The 17,205-nt window shown below is 33.8% G+C and carries 13 protein-coding genes; 7 read left to right on the forward strand and 6 right to left on the reverse strand.

Annotated elements, in window-relative coordinates:
- The 6 genes from EG57_RS26555 to EG57_RS0215930 form a co-directional block, all read right to left on the reverse strand.
- Positions 1–1,109, reverse strand: a 1,109-nt coding sequence (locus EG57_RS26555) for a C1q-like domain-containing protein (RefSeq protein ID WP_414629350.1), incomplete at its 3' end; no start/stop codon positions are given.
- Positions 1,110–1,131: 22 nt separating this feature from the next.
- Positions 1,132–2,664 (reverse strand): DNRLRE domain-containing protein, encoded by a 1,533-nt coding sequence (locus EG57_RS27315; RefSeq protein WP_052037961.1) that lies wholly within the window; start codon positions 2,662–2,664, stop codon positions 1,132–1,134.
- 421 nt (positions 2,665–3,085) lie between these two features.
- Positions 3,086–5,788 carry a C1q-like domain-containing protein gene (locus EG57_RS27320; protein ID WP_278246484.1) on the reverse strand — a complete coding sequence of 901 codons (2,703 nt, stop codon included), beginning with the start codon at positions 5,786–5,788 and terminating at the stop codon, positions 3,086–3,088.
- A 276-nt stretch (positions 5,789–6,064) separates the two neighbouring features.
- The gene (locus EG57_RS0215920; RefSeq protein ID WP_032078176.1) at positions 6,065–7,672 is read right to left on the reverse strand and encodes a DNRLRE domain-containing protein; all 1,608 of its coding nucleotides are present in this window, start codon (positions 7,670–7,672) and stop codon (positions 6,065–6,067) included.
- 306 nt (positions 7,673–7,978) lie between these two features.
- On the reverse strand, positions 7,979–9,106 hold the full coding sequence (locus EG57_RS0215925; RefSeq protein ID WP_032078177.1) for a DNRLRE domain-containing protein: 1,128 nt from the start codon (positions 9,104–9,106) through the stop codon (positions 7,979–7,981).
- A 46-nt stretch (positions 9,107–9,152) separates the two neighbouring features.
- Positions 9,153–9,812: a class I SAM-dependent methyltransferase gene (locus EG57_RS0215930; protein WP_032078178.1), complete on the reverse strand. Its 660-nt coding sequence runs from the start codon at positions 9,810–9,812 to the stop codon at positions 9,153–9,155.
- A 344-nt stretch (positions 9,813–10,156) separates the two neighbouring features.
- On the opposite strand from EG57_RS0215930, the gene rfbC reads away from it, so the two are divergent.
- The 7 genes from rfbC (at position 10,157) to EG57_RS0215965 (ending at position 16,690) form a co-directional block, all read left to right on the forward strand.
- Positions 10,157–10,690 (forward strand): dTDP-4-dehydrorhamnose 3,5-epimerase, encoded by a 534-nt coding sequence (rfbC, locus tag EG57_RS0215935; protein ID WP_032078179.1) that lies wholly within the window; start codon positions 10,157–10,159, stop codon positions 10,688–10,690.
- 18 nt (positions 10,691–10,708) lie between these two features.
- A complete protein-coding gene (locus EG57_RS0215940; protein WP_032078180.1) occupies positions 10,709–11,842 on the forward strand; it encodes a DegT/DnrJ/EryC1/StrS family aminotransferase in 1,134 nt (377 codons plus the stop codon).
- 10 nt (positions 11,843–11,852) lie between these two features.
- Positions 11,853–12,503 (forward strand): acetyltransferase, encoded by a 651-nt coding sequence (locus tag EG57_RS0215945; protein ID WP_032078181.1) that lies wholly within the window; start codon positions 11,853–11,855, stop codon positions 12,501–12,503.
- A complete protein-coding gene (gene rfbF, locus EG57_RS0215950) occupies positions 12,500–13,270 on the forward strand; it encodes a glucose-1-phosphate cytidylyltransferase (RefSeq protein ID WP_032078182.1) in 771 nt (256 codons plus the stop codon). The genes EG57_RS0215945 and rfbF overlap by 4 nt, the downstream gene beginning before the upstream one ends.
- Positions 13,252–14,331, forward strand: coding sequence for a CDP-glucose 4,6-dehydratase (gene rfbG / locus EG57_RS0215955; protein ID WP_032078183.1), 1,080 nt, complete (start codon positions 13,252–13,254; stop codon positions 14,329–14,331). Before rfbF ends, rfbG begins: the two co-directional genes overlap by 19 nt.
- 14 nt (positions 14,332–14,345) lie before the next feature.
- The gene (locus tag EG57_RS0215960; protein ID WP_032078184.1) at positions 14,346–15,560 is read left to right on the forward strand and encodes a glycosyltransferase; all 1,215 of its coding nucleotides are present in this window, start codon (positions 14,346–14,348) and stop codon (positions 15,558–15,560) included.
- Positions 15,561–15,700: 140 nt separating this feature from the next.
- Positions 15,701–16,690 carry a glycosyltransferase family 4 protein gene (locus tag EG57_RS0215965; protein WP_032078185.1) on the forward strand — a complete coding sequence of 330 codons (990 nt, stop codon included), beginning with the start codon at positions 15,701–15,703 and terminating at the stop codon, positions 16,688–16,690.
- Positions 16,691–17,205: the final 515 nt, after the last annotated feature.

Raw genomic sequence — 17,205 nt, forward strand, 5'->3', positions numbered from 1 at the left:
CCAGTAACGCCTTGAATGCCGGTAGCGCCAGTAGGACCAGTAACGCCTTGAATGCCGGTAGCGCCAGTAGGACCAGTGACACCTTGAATACCAGTAGCGCCAGTAGGACCAGTGACACCTTGAATACCGGTAGCCCCAGTAGAACCAGTAACGCCTTGAATACCGGTAGCACCAGTACTACCTGTTACGCCTTGAATACCAGTAGCCCCAGTACTACCTGTTACGCCTTGAATACCAGTAGCCCCAGTAGGGCCAGTAACGCCTTGAATACCGGTAGCACCAATAGGACCAGTGACACCTTGAATACCGGTAGCGCCAGTAGAACCAGTAACGCCTTGAATACCAGTAGCCCCAGTAACGCCAGTAGCTCCGGGAGGACCTCCTGCTGGACCAGTAGCTCCTTGAATACCTTGAGGTCCAGTAACACCTTGAGTACCTTGAGGCCCTTGTATACCTTGATTCCCAGCTATGCCTTGCGGCCCTTGAGGTCCTGTTGGACCTGTTGTCCCTTGAATACCTTGCAATCCTTGGGCTCCCTGAGAACCTTTAGCACCTGTAGGACCTGTGGGACCTATATCACCTACTGAACCTGTAGGGCCTATGGGACCTGTAGGACCTGCCGGACCTCCCGCTGGTCCTGTTGCTCCAGTTGGACCAGTTGGACCTGCTGCTGGACCTGTAGGACCTGTGGGACCAGGAATTCCGCTTACATCTAGAACAGTTAAATTTGCTTTTATAGATGCAGCAGAAGCATAAGATACTACTCCTGAATTAGAATTATTTAATGTCACTATTACAGGAGCAGTTATTACTTCTATCAGTGCATCTCCATATATTTCTCCTGTCTTCAAAGGTGAATTACCAATTATGCCAGCTCCATTTGAAGGCGTGATGACGAAATTAGCCTGATTTGCTCCTACTACACTTTGAGTGGCAACCCACCAAGTAAAATAATACTTACCAGGCTGCAAGATTGTAAATTCACCTGTGGACGTATTATAAGTTATATTACTGCTAAGATTAATTAAAATATTATCAAATATAACTGGGCTATTAGGTGATAAACTACCATTTGTTGTTTTTTGTACTTGAATTCCTATATTACTCAAATGAATACCTCCCTTCTCAGGTTTAATCAGATAAGTTAGTTATTATAATATTTGATTGAAGTGCAACGTTAGTATCTAGAAAAACAGTATCTCCTACTCCATTTGTTTCTGTAGTATTTATTAGCGTTATAGTTGTTGGCAGCGCTCCTATTACTAATAATGCCTGCCCGTATAATTGTCCTTGCAATATATTATTATTTGAAGCAACAATTACATCTGGATTTGTACCATCTGAAGCTTTTATTGAAAAAGATGTAGTTGTAGCAGTAGCTGCACTATTGGTTATTATCCACCAAGTCACTAAATATACTCCAGATCCATTAATATTAATGATTCCTGGATTAGTATTGAAATCAGAGGATATCTTAGAAGACTGATTTGTGATAACTGTTTCAAATGGAATAATAGCATCAGGTAGAATGAATGTTGTACCAGCATTTGTTGATAAACTAGCTTGGAAACCTTGTAACTGACCTACTCCACCAGGTTGACCTATTGGGCCCTGTATTCCTTGAGGACCTTGAGGACCTGTTACACCAATTACTCCTTGAATACCTTGAATACCTTGAATACCTTGAATGCCTTGAGGACCTGTTGCTCCAGTAGTTCCTGTGAGTCCAGTAGGGCCTATAAGTCCAGTGGGACCTGGTAATCCAGTAGCACCTTGTAACCCAGTAGCACCTTGTAACCCAGTAGCACCTGATAGTCCAGTAGGACCTTGTAAACCAGTAGCGCCTGGAAGTCCAGTAGGGCCTATAAGTCCAGTAGCACCTTGCAATCCAGTAGCGCCTGGAAGTCCGGTAGGACCTATAAGTCCAGTAGCACCTGGAAGTCCAGTAGGGCCTATAAGTCCAGTAGGACCTTGTAAACCAGTAGGTCCTGGTAGGCCAGTAGGACCTATAAGTCCAGTAGGACCTTGTAAACCAGTAGCGCCTTGAAGTCCGGTAGGCCCTGTCAGTCCAGTAGGACCTGGTAATCCAGTTGCTCCTGTAGGACCAGTAGGTCCTGTAGGCCCAATAAAGCTGTTTTCATACTCAACTACCATATATGGAGGATTTGTATTGTTATTAGAAAAATATCCTATGATAGTATCAGCTTGATTTTCAATTCCTCTGAGTGTCATACCATAATTTGAAATTGAACCATTATACCATCCAGTAGCTAAAGAAGTTATATTAAAGCCTATATACGTTCCTACATCTCCATCTGTTACATTTACAGCTGAGGAAGTTACAACATTGTTAGGTGCATTTCCCCAAGTCACAGTTAGTTGGCTAAAATTATTAAGATTTCTATAAACAGTAACAGGCTGAGGAAATAATTGAGCATCTGATTTATCTTTTCTATATACATAAAGGTACAAAATAGCACTGATAACCGTACTTCCTACTGGAATTTGTGAAGCAAGATTAAACTTTAATAATAATCTATAGATATCATTAGGAAAACCTACATACTGCCCTGTGAAGAGCACTGGAGAGTTTCCAAAATTCTGGTTCGGATAATATTGGGATATATATGCGTTGTCTGAAGTGAAAATTTGAACAAAAGCCATGATATCATCTCCTATTATTTAAACAAATTAATAACATAGTTTTCTGTATAACAACATTTTTGTATTTTTACATTAATAATATATGATGAATATAAGTGAATTGTGTAATCTAAGAATAAATTATACTATGATTAGATATATAAATGATTAGAAAGAAATTTAATTACTAAATAAACAAGTACCAACCTTTTCGATTGGTACCTCATATAGAATTTTCTAGTATATACCTTTAATGTGATGATTTAAATTATAGAAGTTTTATCCGATCGCTACCATTGCTAACGCCACCATCGCACATAGTGAAAGCTACTATCAAAGTGGGGGAGAAGCACTGCTACGCGCCTGGATAAGTTCTTCTAAAGTTCAGCTGGAGAAAGTCATTCTTATAAGCAAACTCCATCTGAACTTAAGAATCACTTGATTAATTTATTCTTGCAATAGTGACTACTGCAGAATAGCCATCTGTAAGAATCATCGTGATATTACCTGAACTTCCATTTTGAAATTGGAATACAGAATTTGCACTAGTTACATTCAAAATTGCTGTTCCAAAAATAACTGAATCATTACCATTTGGTATTGTTGATGAGGTTATGGCTTTGGATATAACTATTGAACTTGGGGATGTTTGTATCAAGTTTACAATTAATTTTATAGCTAATCCTGAAGAATTTGAGATAGCTGTCCACCAGTTGACTAAATATTGTCCAATTGAAGCTATGGTGAAGTTACCAGTGGCTGCAGAATAGGTTATTTCACTTGATAAATCAGTTGTATCAAATAATATGGCATTGCCAGGAGCTACAGAATTTGAGGCTGTATCGTGAACCATTGCATAAGCATTAAAAGAAGGCCCTTTTAAATTGTTTCCTGTATCCTGCCAGTAAGAACTTTCCAATGGGTAAACTGGAGCTGGAATAATTGTTGTATTATAACCAATAATAAAGCTTGCAGGAACAGTTGCAGTATTCCATCCTGAGGTCCAGGTTTGGTTAGCAATTGTATTATTAGAAGCATAAGCTACAGTACTTCCAGTTGAACTTCCATCTACGCCAATCAAACCTTTACCTGCTGTATTTTGAATTGAATTTCCACTTGCCTCTATGAAGCTAAATATATTATTGTCAACATTGAATAGTAATACAGGCACATTTCCCTCATTAATAGTAGTATTATTATCAATGAATAATTGGAAGTTAGAGCCTAAAAATTCTTCCATAACAAGCAGATGCCTCAAGGTATAAGGAGAGATTAACTGTGAATTATTACTTATTAATAATTCACCTTGCAAGGTACCTGAGCTGACTGCAATATTAGTAATAATAATAAATCTAGTTCTGGTATCACCTGAAACTGCTATAAAAGTATTATTATATATAATGCTTTCACCTGAAGTGGACGAAAGAATTATATAATAATTTCCATTATTTAATGATCCCATAGGAGCATAAGTGAAATTGCAGTTACTGATTTGAAATTCTGTAGCTTTAATTCCAATTCCTAATTCAGTTATAGAGATTTCACAGCTATCAATATAAATTCCAATGGCTGATAAATTATTGATTCCAATTACTGTTTCTACTGAAGTCAATACTGGAAAGTTTTGAATAATTTTCATGTTTTTTATAATTACATTTGAGACGGTTATATTAAACATAGTCTGCACAGAGTTATTAGTTGTTTCTACTATTGTAGATGCTATTCCTTGTCCTTCAATAGTAACAGATTTATTTACGTTGATAGTTGACATAATTGTAAAAGTTTCTGCTGTCAAAAGAATTCTATCGCCATTACTAGCAGCAGCTAAAGCTGCATCAATAGTGGCATAAGTCTGCCCTGTACCAACATTTAACGTAGCCCCTGAAGGTGATGGAATTGTTCTTACCGTAGGTGGTATTGGTGATACTACTTTTTGATATACTTCGCCTGTTGAAGTATCAATATAGGTGTCGCCAATTGTTCCTATTGCTAAAGTTGGAGCTCCGTTTCCTGACAAAACAGATAGACCAGTGGCCCCAGTAGGTCCAGTCACGCCTTGAATACCAGTAGCGCCAGTGGCACCAGTAGGCCCAGTAATACCTTGAATACCCGTAGCGCCAGTGGCACCAGTAGGTCCAGTAATGCCTTGAATACCAGTAACGCCAGTAGCCCCAGTAGGGCCAGTAATGCCTTGAATACCAGTAACGCCAGTGGCCCCAGTAGGTCCAGTCACGCCTTGAATACCCGTAGCGCCAGTTGAACCAGTAGGCCCAGTAACGCCTTGAATACCCGTAGCGCCAGTTGAACCAGTAGGCCCAGTAATGCCTTGAATACCCGTAGCGCCAGTGGCACCAGTAGGCCCAGTAACGCCTTGAATACCCGTAGCGCCAGTAGGTCCAGTAGGTCCACCTGCTGGACCAACAGGCCCAGTAACTCCTGGAATTCCTTGAGGTCCAGTTACGCCTTGAATGCCTTGAGGACCTTGTATACCTTGGCTTCCAACTAGTCCTTGAGGTCCTTGAGGTCCCGTAGAACCTGTTGGACCTTGAATACCTTGCAATCCTTGAGCGCCTTGAGCGCCTTTAGCACCTGTATTGCCAGTAGGACCTAGTGCACCTGTTGGACCGGTAGGACCTATGGGACCTGTAGGCCCTGCTGGTCCGCCTGCTGGGCCAGTGGCTCCAGTTGGTCCCGTTGGTCCACCTGCTGGACCTGTAGGCCCTGTTGGACCAGGAATTCCGCTTACATCTAAAACAGTTAGGTTTGCTTTTATAGATACAACAGAAGAGTATGATACTACTCCTAAATTAGAATTATTTAATGTTACTATTACAGGAGCAGTTACTACTTCTATCAGTGCATCTCCATATAATTCTCCTGTCTTCAAAGGAGAATTGCCAACTATGGCAGCTCCATTTGAAGGCGTGATGACGAAATTAGCCTGATTTGATCCTACTACACTTTGAGTGGCAACCCACCAAGTAAAATAATACTTACCAGGCTGTAAGATTGTAAATTCACCTGTGGAAGTATTATAAGTTATATTGCTGCTAAGATTAATTAAAATATTATCAAATATAACTGGGCTATTGGGTGATAAGCTGCCACCTGTTGTTTTTTGTACTTGAATTCCTATATTACTCAAATGAATACCCCCCTTTTAATGTTAAAAAATTAAATTATTTACTGTAATATTTGGTTAAGTCGTATAAATGGTAACATGTTTTTCTATTTTATAACATTTTTTGTATTCTACATTAATAATATATGATCAATATAAATGAATCGTGTAAGCTAAGAATAAATTAGCTAATGATTATATATCCAGAAATCGTTAGTTTTTTTATTCTTTTTGAAAGGAGAAAAAATACAAAGAAGGCAGCCCATCTATAAGAAAGGCTGCCACATTTAAATCAATGATTTATCCTAATATATTTAATGATCTAGTAGTAGTATTAACACTTGTAATATTGGCAGGAATAGTACTTGTAACTGTAATTTGAATATCATAAGTGTGAGAACCAGCCGTAGGAGTAGTAGTCCAAGTCAAGTTAGGAATTTCAGTGTGTGCTTCTAATACAGCAAGGGAAGTACCAGCATTGTTAATTACTACTTGAGCAATAGGAATTGTATCTTCGCGTAGTACATAAGTGATTGTATATTGATAAGCAAGTGCTAGAGTTATTACTATATTTACTTCTGCCATAGAATCAATTTTTAATTCGTTAGTAGTAGTATTTAGTGTTTGAGAAAGAACGGTTACTGGAGTAGCAAGTGGAGTAAGAGCTAGAGGTGTCTCTAGTGGTTGTGAAGCTAATATACTTAAAGGGCCAGTAGGACCTTGAATACCAGTAGCGCCAGTAGGACCAGTAGGACCAGTAGGACCGTCGGCACCAGTAGGACCAGTAACACCTTGAATACCGGTAGCGCCAGTAGGACCAGTAACACCTTGAATACCAGTAGCGCCAGTAGGACCAGTAACACCTTGAATACCGGTAGCACCAGTAGGACCAGTAACACCGTCAGCACCAGTAGGACCAGTTAGACCTTGAATACCGGTAGGACCAGTAACACCCTGAAGGCCAGTAGGGCCAGTAGCACCAGTTGGGCCAGTAGGACCAGTTAAACCTTGAATACCAGTAGGGCCAGTAACGCCTTGAAGTCCGGTAGCACCAGTAGCACCAGTTGGGCCAGTAGGACCAGTTAAACCTTGAATACCGGTAGGACCAGTAACGCCTTGAAGACCAGTAGGGCCAGTAGTACCAGTTGGGCCAGTAGGACCAGTTAGACCTTGAATACCAGTAGGACCAGTAACACCCTGAAGGCCAGTAGGGCCAGTAGCACCGGTTGGGCCAGTAGGACCAGTTACGCCTTGAATGCCAGTAGGGCCAGTAACGCCTTGAGGTCCGGTAGCACCAGTAGCACCAGTTGGGCCAGTAGGACCAGTAGGACCAGTAGGACCAGTAGCACCAGTTGGGCCAACGATGCCATATTGAATATTCAAGAATGGCCTTTGTCCTGGAATTGCCCATTCATTGGATCGATAGCCTATGATGGTATCAATTATATTTTCTATTCCAACCAAAGTAATACCATTGTTTGGTATTACATTATAGAACCAATTAACTACTATATTAGTTATATCAATACTTATATAATTATTAACATCAGCATCAGTTACATTTACAGAATAAGGGGTAGGAATTATTGTAGGTGCATTATTCCAAGTAACTGTGTTTTGAAAAAAGTTATTTGCATTTGTATATACGCTAACAGTTTGTGGTGACAATTGCCCATCTGTCTTATCTTTTCTAAAAACGAATAGATTTAATGCAGCGCTTAATATGATATTTCCAGGAGGAATAACACCAGTTAAATTAAATTTCAATAAACTTCTAAAAGCGTCTGGCTGATTATTAAACCTTACATATTCTCCTGTAAATAAAGACGTATCACTACCGAAATTATTATTGGGAAAGTATTGGGTTATAAAGACATCGTCGGTAGGATTAATCTGTACAAATGGCATAGTATCATCTCCTTATTATTTTATCTTATATTAATTACTTTAAAATCTTTTGTAATTGTGTCAATTACCATAGGCTGTCCTAATACAATATATGCAGTTATCATAAAATCGTACATAAAATAATAAAGATTTATATAAATATGTTGATAGCTCATAATTGGGTTAGGATTAAAAGCTAAAATAGATATATATAAAGAAGCTTCATAGAAGTTGACAGTTATTTGAAATTATTGATCTTTCCATGAAGCTTAGATTGATTTGTTATTTGAATTTTTAGTTCAATAACTCCATAATAGAAATAGATACTTAACTTAATTGTGTAATCATTATAGAAGCATTGCAATCAATAGATGTACCACCATTATTAACATCTAATGTTATATTGGAACCTGAAATATTTCTTAATGTAATGGTTGAACCGCCATTAGGAACTGTAATAATTACTTGACCCTGTTCTTGGTGAGCAAAACCTAAAGTACTAAGTAAAGCAACACCATAAGTTGAGCCAGAGACTATAGTTGTATCATCAACTACAACTGAAAATTGTGAGTTTGTTGTAGAAGTAGTTAAAAATTCAATTTTATAATCACCAGAATTAGGTATAAAAATTGATGCAGTGTTTATAATATGGCTAATATTTCCTGATATTACACCATTAGTATCAAAAATAACATCAGCTCCATCAGGTAAAATTTCGGCAACTGTATTATAAACATATGCATAAGTATTTGATAGATTTACAATAGGTGCTGTATATTTAGGATGCTCAGTATATTTAATAGAGTTGGTGTCTAAATTAGTTTTATCAGCAACAGTTACTTTGGAAGGATAAGTATCTTTAGAGTTAGCAATATTGCCTGCAGCTACTTTAGTACAAGTAGAATTTGCTAATTTACTTGTAGCATATTCTATACTTAAAAATGGCCTTTGATCAGAACTTGACCATTCAGTAGCTCGATAACCTATAATAGAGTCAACTGTGTTATCAACACCAACCAATGTTATTCCGTTGTTTGATATTATGTTATGAAACCAACTAATAACTATACTAGTTATATCAATACTAATAAAGTTATTAATATCTTTATCTTCTATATTTATAGAATAGTGGGTTGGATTTAATTCAGGTGCATTATTCCAGGTAACTGTATTTTGTGAAAAACTACTTGTGTTGGTATATACATTAACAGTTTGTGGTGATAGTTGAGTAGAAGATTTATCTTTCCTATAAATAAACAAATTTAAAGCAGCACATAATATAATATTTTCTGGAGGAATTACATTAGACAAATCAAACTTCAATAAGCTTCTATATGCATCGTTAGATTTAAGATACTTTCCTGTAAGGAGAGTCGTTAGTTTTCCAAAATTTTTGTTTGGGAAAAATTGTGATATATATATATTATCAGTAGGAGGAATTTGTACAAATGGCATGGTATCATCTCCTTGTGTAGTTATCTACTATTTTTCTATCTTAATGTTATTTTCTTAATAACAATCTAAAACAATATAATCCACCTAATAATTGAGAATATATAGCGTTATTATATATTTTGGAATCAAAAGAGCTTACAAAGTTGAATCCTGCATTAATTAAACAGTTGGCTAAAAAATTTATATTTATAGTTGGATAATCAACTGTTAATATAATTAATCCATTTTTTTTAAGAACTCTAAATAAATTATTAATAGCCTTTCTAATATCAATTATTGGAAGATGTTCAAGTGAGGAAATACAATAGATTTTATCAAACTTATTTTCTTCATAAGGAAGATCTATTAAATTACTGCATGAAAATTTTATTTTATCTATATATTGATCAGTTTTTTTTACATCTTTTTCATCGAAATATTCACTAACTCTTAATAATAATTTATTTTTATCTAAAATATCGCTATCAATGTCACAAGCATATACATCAGTACACTTACTTGCTAAATAGAATTTGAAGGGATGTGGAATACCACAAGCTGCATCCAGACATACATCATTTTCTTCTATAAAATTTGATGCCCAAGCATATTCATAAAATCTACTCCACCAATCACTTGGTATTTTTAGTAAACATTCTGATTTTTGTCCATCTGTATCGAGTATAAATCTTGAGGATTTTTCATCTATGGAAATTTCTTTTGACATACTTGTAAACCTCCTAGAACCTACGTAATCAGAAGTAAACACTGATTAGAAAGATAGTTTTTATTTATTTCACGACTTATCTCAATAAATATTATAAAAGTATATCTCTATATATAATATTTATTATTTGGCAGAATGTTCATACTAAGATTTCAATAGCTGCACTTCTATTATGTAAAAAATTGATTTGATGAAATAGATATAATACTAATATTATTTTCTTCCAAATGCCCTATGTATTTTATGGAACAATTAGAAATAAATCTGAATATGATATATAAGGCATCTCAACTCATTATTTTCTTTTAGGTGTCTAAGACTAACCTGAGTTAGGAGGATAAGTTTTGATTTTTAATGAAACAAAGTTAAAAGGAGCTTATATTATAGAAGCAGCTCCAATAAAAGATAATAGAGGTTTTTTTTCAAGGGTATGGTGTAAAAGAGAATTTGAAGAATATGAATTAGATACCAATATTGTTCAATGTAATATTTCATATAATTTAAAAAAGGGAACCTTGAGAGGTATGCACTATCAGAAAAGTCCTTATAGTGAAGTAAAATATGTTAGATGTATTAAAGGTGCATTGTATGATGTAATAATTGATATGAGAGAAAATTCAAAAACTTTTGGTCAGTGGATAGGTGTAGAACTTACAGAAGAGAATAGAAAAGCTTTATATATACCCAAAGGTTTTGCTCATGGATTTGAAACACTGATGGATAATACTTATCTTTATTATCAAGTGTCAGAATATTATAAAACTGATGCTGAAGGTGGAATAAGGTGGGATGATCCTCAATTTAATATTATATGGCCTATTGGAGAGCCAAAAGTTATATCCAGCAAAGATAAGAGCTGGCCATTATTTAAAAAGTAGTTTTTGGAGGAAGAAAGAATGAAAGTAAGATTATTTAAACCATCATTAGGTGATGAAGAAATACAAAGTATAAAAGATACTTTTGATATGGCTTGGTTAGGACTAGGTCCTAAAACGAGAGAATTTGAAAAGCAATGGACAAATTATATTGGATGTAAAGAGTCTGTTGGTGTTAACTCATGTACTGCCGCTTTGCATTTAGCTGTATCAGCTTTTAGATTTCCTAAAGGGAAAAAAGTTCTTGTACCAGTATTAACCTTTGCATCAACGGCTATGGCACCAATTTATAATGGGTTAGAGCCTGTATTTGTAGATGTGGATGAGGATACATTGACTATAAGTTTAGAAGATTTGGAGAGAAAGTGTGACAAGGATTGTGTTGCTGTAATGCCAGTACATTATGGAGGTTATCCTGCTAAGATAGATGAAATAATGAATTTTGCCAAAAGCAAAAATCTAAAAGTTATAGAAGATTGTGCTCATACAGCTGGAGGAGAATATAAGGGCAAAATATTAGGAACTTGGGGCGATATTGGTTGTTATAGTTTTGAAGAGAAGAAATGTATGACTACGGGAGATGGAGGTATAATATGTTCTAATGATGCAGAACTTATATCACCATTAAAAAGCAGCAGATGGGTTGGGATGAACAAGGATACCTGGCAGAGAGAAAAAGAGAATTCAATAACTAAGAGTAATAGTCATTGGTATTACGAGATACTTGAATTAGGTTATAAATACAATATGAATGATCTAATGGCTTCTATTGGGCTTGTACAATTAAAAAAGTTACCTGAAATGAATAAAAGAAGAATGGAAATTATAGCAAAATATTTAGATGGAGTTAAAGATTGTTTAACTTTAAAGCCAGCATTGCCTTATGATAAAAATCAGAAATGTTATTGGATGTTTATGTTAAGAGTTAAAAATAGGGATAAATTTATAAGTTTTATGCAGCAAAAAGATATTGCTACAGGAGTTCATTATATGCCGCTTACACTACATCCTTATTTTGCAAAATATGAAAATAATACTCCTACAGCTATTTCAATATGGAAGGAGTTTGTTACTATACCACTGCATGCAGATATGACAAATGAAGAAGTAGACTATGTTATAGAAAATGTGAAAGCTTTTGATCTCTTAGAATGAGGTGACTTAGATGGAAAAACAAATAGTTTTCAGAGGTGGTACAGGTCAAGCAAAAATGTTAAGAGAAAGTCTTCAGGATAAGATAAAACTTACTGCTATATTTGAACAAAATAAAGATATAAAATCCCCTTTTAATGATGTAGATATATACTATGGAGATGATGGGTTTAATAATTGGTATAGCAAATTTTTTGTGGAGAATGAAACTTATTTTTCTGTAGCTATAGGCGGAAATTGTGGAAAAGACAGAATTGTAATACATCATGAATTAATGAGTTATGGATTAAAGCCTTTCTCAATTATAGACAAATCAGCTTATATAGCAGGCAATTGTAGCTTGGGTGATGGTTGCCAGATATTGCCCCAATCAGCTGTTTGCACTGAGGTTGAACTTGGAATACAAACCATTATAAATACAGGTGCTACAGTAGATCATGAATGTAAATTAGGAAATGGTGTCCATATATGCCCAGGTGCACATTTAGCTGGACTTGTTATAGTAGAAGATTGTGTAACGATTTACACTGGAGCAGTTATTTTACCTAGAATAAGAATTGGTGAAGGCGCAATAATAGGAGCTGGAGCAGTTGTTATAAAAGATGTTAAGCCTTACACATTAGTTGTAGGAAATCCTGCAAAGGAGGTTAAGAAGGTAAAATGAAAGTAGTAATAGTTTGTGGTGGAAAAGGTACAAGGATGGGACAAGAAACAGAATTTAGACCTAAACCATTGATATTAATAGGTGGGAAACCAATATTATGGCATATAATGAAATTTTATTCCTCCTATGGATATAATGATTTTATTTTATGTATTGGATATAAGGGTGATATGATAAAACAGTATTTTATGGAAATGTATTGGAGAAACAATGATTTTACCCTTCATATAGATGGAAATAGCAAAATAGATTATAAAACTAACGAAAACGAGAATTGGAATATTACTATAATAGATACAGGGCTTGAAACCATGACTGGTGGAAGATTGAAAAAGGTAGAAAAATATATTGATGAAGATGAATTTATGTTTACCTATGGTGATGGTTTAAGTGATATAAATTTAAGAGAACTTGTAAAATATCACAGAAATAAAAATAGAATAGCTACTTTAACTGGAGTACATCCAGCATCTTCTTTTGGACTTATGAATGTTGAAGATGGAATTGTAAGAGCCTTTAGAGAAAAACCTATATTAAATGACCTTGTAAATGGCGGATATATGATAATGAATAAAAAAATATTTAATTACTTTCCAGAAGAAGATTGTGCTTTTGAAGAGGAACCGTTAGTAGGGCTTGCAAAAGATGGGCAGCTTGCTGTCTATGAACACCATGGATTTTGGAAGGCCATAGATACAAATAAAGATGTTATATTTGTAAATAGTATGTTTAGCAAAGGAGTAATGCCATGGTTAACTTCCAATTAGATTTATTTGATAGTTTTTATAAAGATAAAAATGTGCTTATAACAGGACATTGTGGTTTTAAAGGTTCATGGTTGGCTTTATGGCTTAAAGAACTTGGAGCAAATGTAATTGGATATGGGTTATCACCTTATACACAAAATGATAATTTTGAAGTTACTAAGCTTAAGGATAAGATAATTGATATAAGGGGAGATATTAGAGATCTAAATAAGCTCAATAATATATTTTCAGTTTATAAACCTGAGATAGTGTTTCATTTTGCAGCACAACCTTTGGTTAGAGTAGCTTATGAAAATCCAAAGGAGACTTATGAAATAAATGTTATGGGCACATTAAATGTTTTAGAAGCTATAAGAAAAAGTGAAACTGTGAAGACTGCTGTAATGATAACTAGTGATAAATGTTATGAAAATAATGAACAAATATGGACATATAGAGAGAGTGATCCATTAGGCGGGTATGATCCTTATAGTTCTAGCAAAGCTTGTTGTGAACTTCTTATAGCTTCTTATAGAAAATCGTTTTTTAATGAAGCTGATTACAAGGTTCATAATAAAGCTATAGCATCTGTAAGGGCTGGAAATGTTATAGGTGGCGGTGACTGGTCAAGAGATAGGATAGTTCCAGATTGTGTTAGAGCGCTTAGAAATAAAGAAAGTATAAAGATAAGAAATCCAGGGGCTGTAAGACCATGGCAGCATGTATTGGAACCTTTATGTGGATATTTAGAATTAGCTAAAAAGATGTATTATAATATAAATTATTGTGGAGCATGGAATTTTGGCCCTGATTTTAAATCAATAATTAAGGTCTCTGAGTTAGTTGATTTTTTTATAAAAGCTTGGGGAAGTGGAAAATATGAATCAGTTTATTGTAATGATGGATATCACGAAGCTAATCTTTTGAGTCTTGATTGTACAAAAGCAAAACTTCTTTTAGAATGGAAACCAAGGTTAAAGATTGATGAAGCCATTAATTATACAGTAGATTGGTACAAATGTTTTGAAAATAGTGATATGTATAAATTTGATGTAGATCAGATTTGTAATTATTGCAGCTAAAGGAAGTGAATATGATGAAAAAAATAAGTATTATAATGTTAGGATATAACAAGTTGGAGTATACTAAGATTGCAGTTGATAGTCTTTATAAGTATACATCACATATTGACTTTGACTTTATTTCTGTAAATAATGGATCAAATGATGGTACTAGAGAATATTTTGAATCATTACCAAATAAAACAAAAATAAATTTTGAAACTAATGTAGGCGGAGATAAAGCTTTTAATGAAGCTTTAAAACATTGTGATGGGGAATATACAGTTTTTTTGAACAATGATTTGATTTTAACAGAAAACTGGTTAGATAACTTAATTAAAGTAATGGAGTCTGATTTAAAGATAGGCATTGCAGTACCTGCATGTAATTTTTCATCAAATTATCAGGTAATAGGCGCAAATTATAGTAATTTAGACGAGTTAGATGAGTTTGCAAAGAAATATAATAAATCTGATCCATATAAATGGGAAGAAAGACTTAGACTTGTACTGTATGCAGCAATTTTTAGAACAAAGGATCTTAAAAATATAGGTGGTTTAGATGAAGCTTACTCTCCAGGTAGCTTTGATGATGATGATTTAAGTTATAGATATAGAAGGGCTGGATATAAGCTTATATTTGCTAAAGATACCTACGTACATCATTTTGGTTCTATAACTATGAAAGATGAATATGGAGGAGTATTTGTTAGAAATAGAGAAATATTTAGAAATAAATTTGGAGTAGATTCTTGGGATGCTGCATTTATTGATTTTAGAATTGTGAATAATGTTTCATGTGATAAGAGAGAAAAGGTAAATATTCTAGGTTTAGGTAAAACTTCTGGAGCTGCTGGAATTCAAATAAAAAATGCAATGAAGGAAAAAGGAGTAAAAGACATCAGGTTAGATTACTATGCTTTAATTGAAAAATATTTAGTAGATTTAAAGACTATATGTGATAATGTCTTTTATGTAAAGAATGATGATATAGATACTAGTTTTATTAAAGAGGAATTTGATTGTATATATATTGATGAACCAATAGAAAATTTTAAAAATGTTAGAGAAGTTTTAGCAGAGTTAAAAAATATATTGAATGATGATGGACAGATGATTTTTGTTCTTCATAACAAAGATAATAATGAACTTTCAATGGAGAAATTAAATAATATTCTAAGTACACTTAAATATAAAAAAATAACTCAAAGTCTTGAAGGTGAAGGATATATATTTATAGTCACGATATAATATTTTCATAGAAATCTGTTGCAATTAATGTTCTAAAAAGTATATATATTTTATAACTAAATGACATAAATTAAGAAGATTTGTTATAGTAATATTTTAGAAAGGTTCAGCAATTAGCAACTTAATTTAGGAGGATTGCTATGAAAGTATTGTTGTGTATAAGAAATGATTATTATAGAAATTTTGCTGGAGATTCAATGCAAGCGTTAAAAACTGCAAAATATTTAAAAAAAATGGGAGTAGAGGTAGATATCAATAATGGGGCAATAATAGATTATTCTAATTATGATATAGTACATTTGTTTAATCTAACTAGAATAGGAGAAACCTATAATTATTATAAAAGAGCTAAATTTTATAATAAAAATATAGTATTATCATCTGTATATTGGGATTTGAAAAAGTACTATAGTTATATTAATGATTTCAATGATATTAAGCTTTGGAATAAGTGTAAATCTTATAGATTAGCAATGCTAAAAGGATGTAGAATGGTATATCCTAATAGTGAAATGGAAGGAAATATTATAAAAAAAGAATTTGGAGATTTTGTACCATATGATGTTATTTATAATGGTGTTGAAATAGAACATGATGAAGGAATTCTATATAATTTTAAAGAAAAATTTCACCTAAGTAATTACGTATTATGTGTAGGTAGAATATGTCACAGAAAAAACCAGCTTGCATTGGCAAGGGCTTGTAATAATTTGGGGTTACAGCTAGTTCTTATTGGAAATGTAAATGACAAGGAGTACTTTAACAAATGTATGCAATATGGTAATGTCATATATTTAGGTTTTATGGATGGTTATAATATATACAATTCCTATAGATTCTGTGAAACACATGTATTACCTAGCTTTGTAGAGACTCCTGGACTTTCATCATTAGAAGCAGCTGCAGTTGGATGTAATATAGTGTCTACTAGTGAAGGTAGTACATTTGAGTATTTTAATAATATGGTTGAATATTGTAATCCTTATGATGAGAACAGTATTAGTGAAGCGATTGAGAAAGCTATTAAGAAACAAAAAAATGACATATTGAAAAGACATGTATTGAATAACTTTAGTTGGGAAAAGTGTATAAAGAAATTATATGATAGCTATAATGAAATTGTAAAATAGAGCTCAAAACTTTTGAAAGCCTAAGAACTTTACCAAATTCGGTTCATTCAGATAAGAGTAAAGTTTTAAGGCTTTCAAAGATTTCCAGTTAAGAATAATATTAAAATAATTATGATATAAACTAACTCAGGCGTGTCCATATATAAAATAGGAAGTATAATAGAGAATAAATGAATATTATTAAGTAGATTTCAAATTGTAGAGAATATCATTAATTCTTTGGGGTATTGTAAGTGATACAATAACACCTGTCACTTGAGAAGTGAAGTAAGCACAATGTAAAAGCTATTAGTTATAGTAGTGTGTTGGAAAGCAATTAGTAATAAAAAATTACTAGTTGACAACTTCGTAAGTAACATGGTATTATGTTAAAGCTGTGTGATGCAGCAAGCTTAACAAAAAAGAATTAAAAAAAAGTTCTTGACAAGGTTAAGCAGACATGGTAAGATATAAAAGTCGCTGAGATGCGGCAAGATCCTTGAAAATTAAACAGAGTGAAAGTAAGATATAAATCT

This window comes from Clostridium drakei (genome assembly GCF_000633595.2).
Classification (GTDB): domain Bacteria; phylum Bacillota; class Clostridia; order Clostridiales; family Clostridiaceae; genus Clostridium_AM; species Clostridium_AM drakei.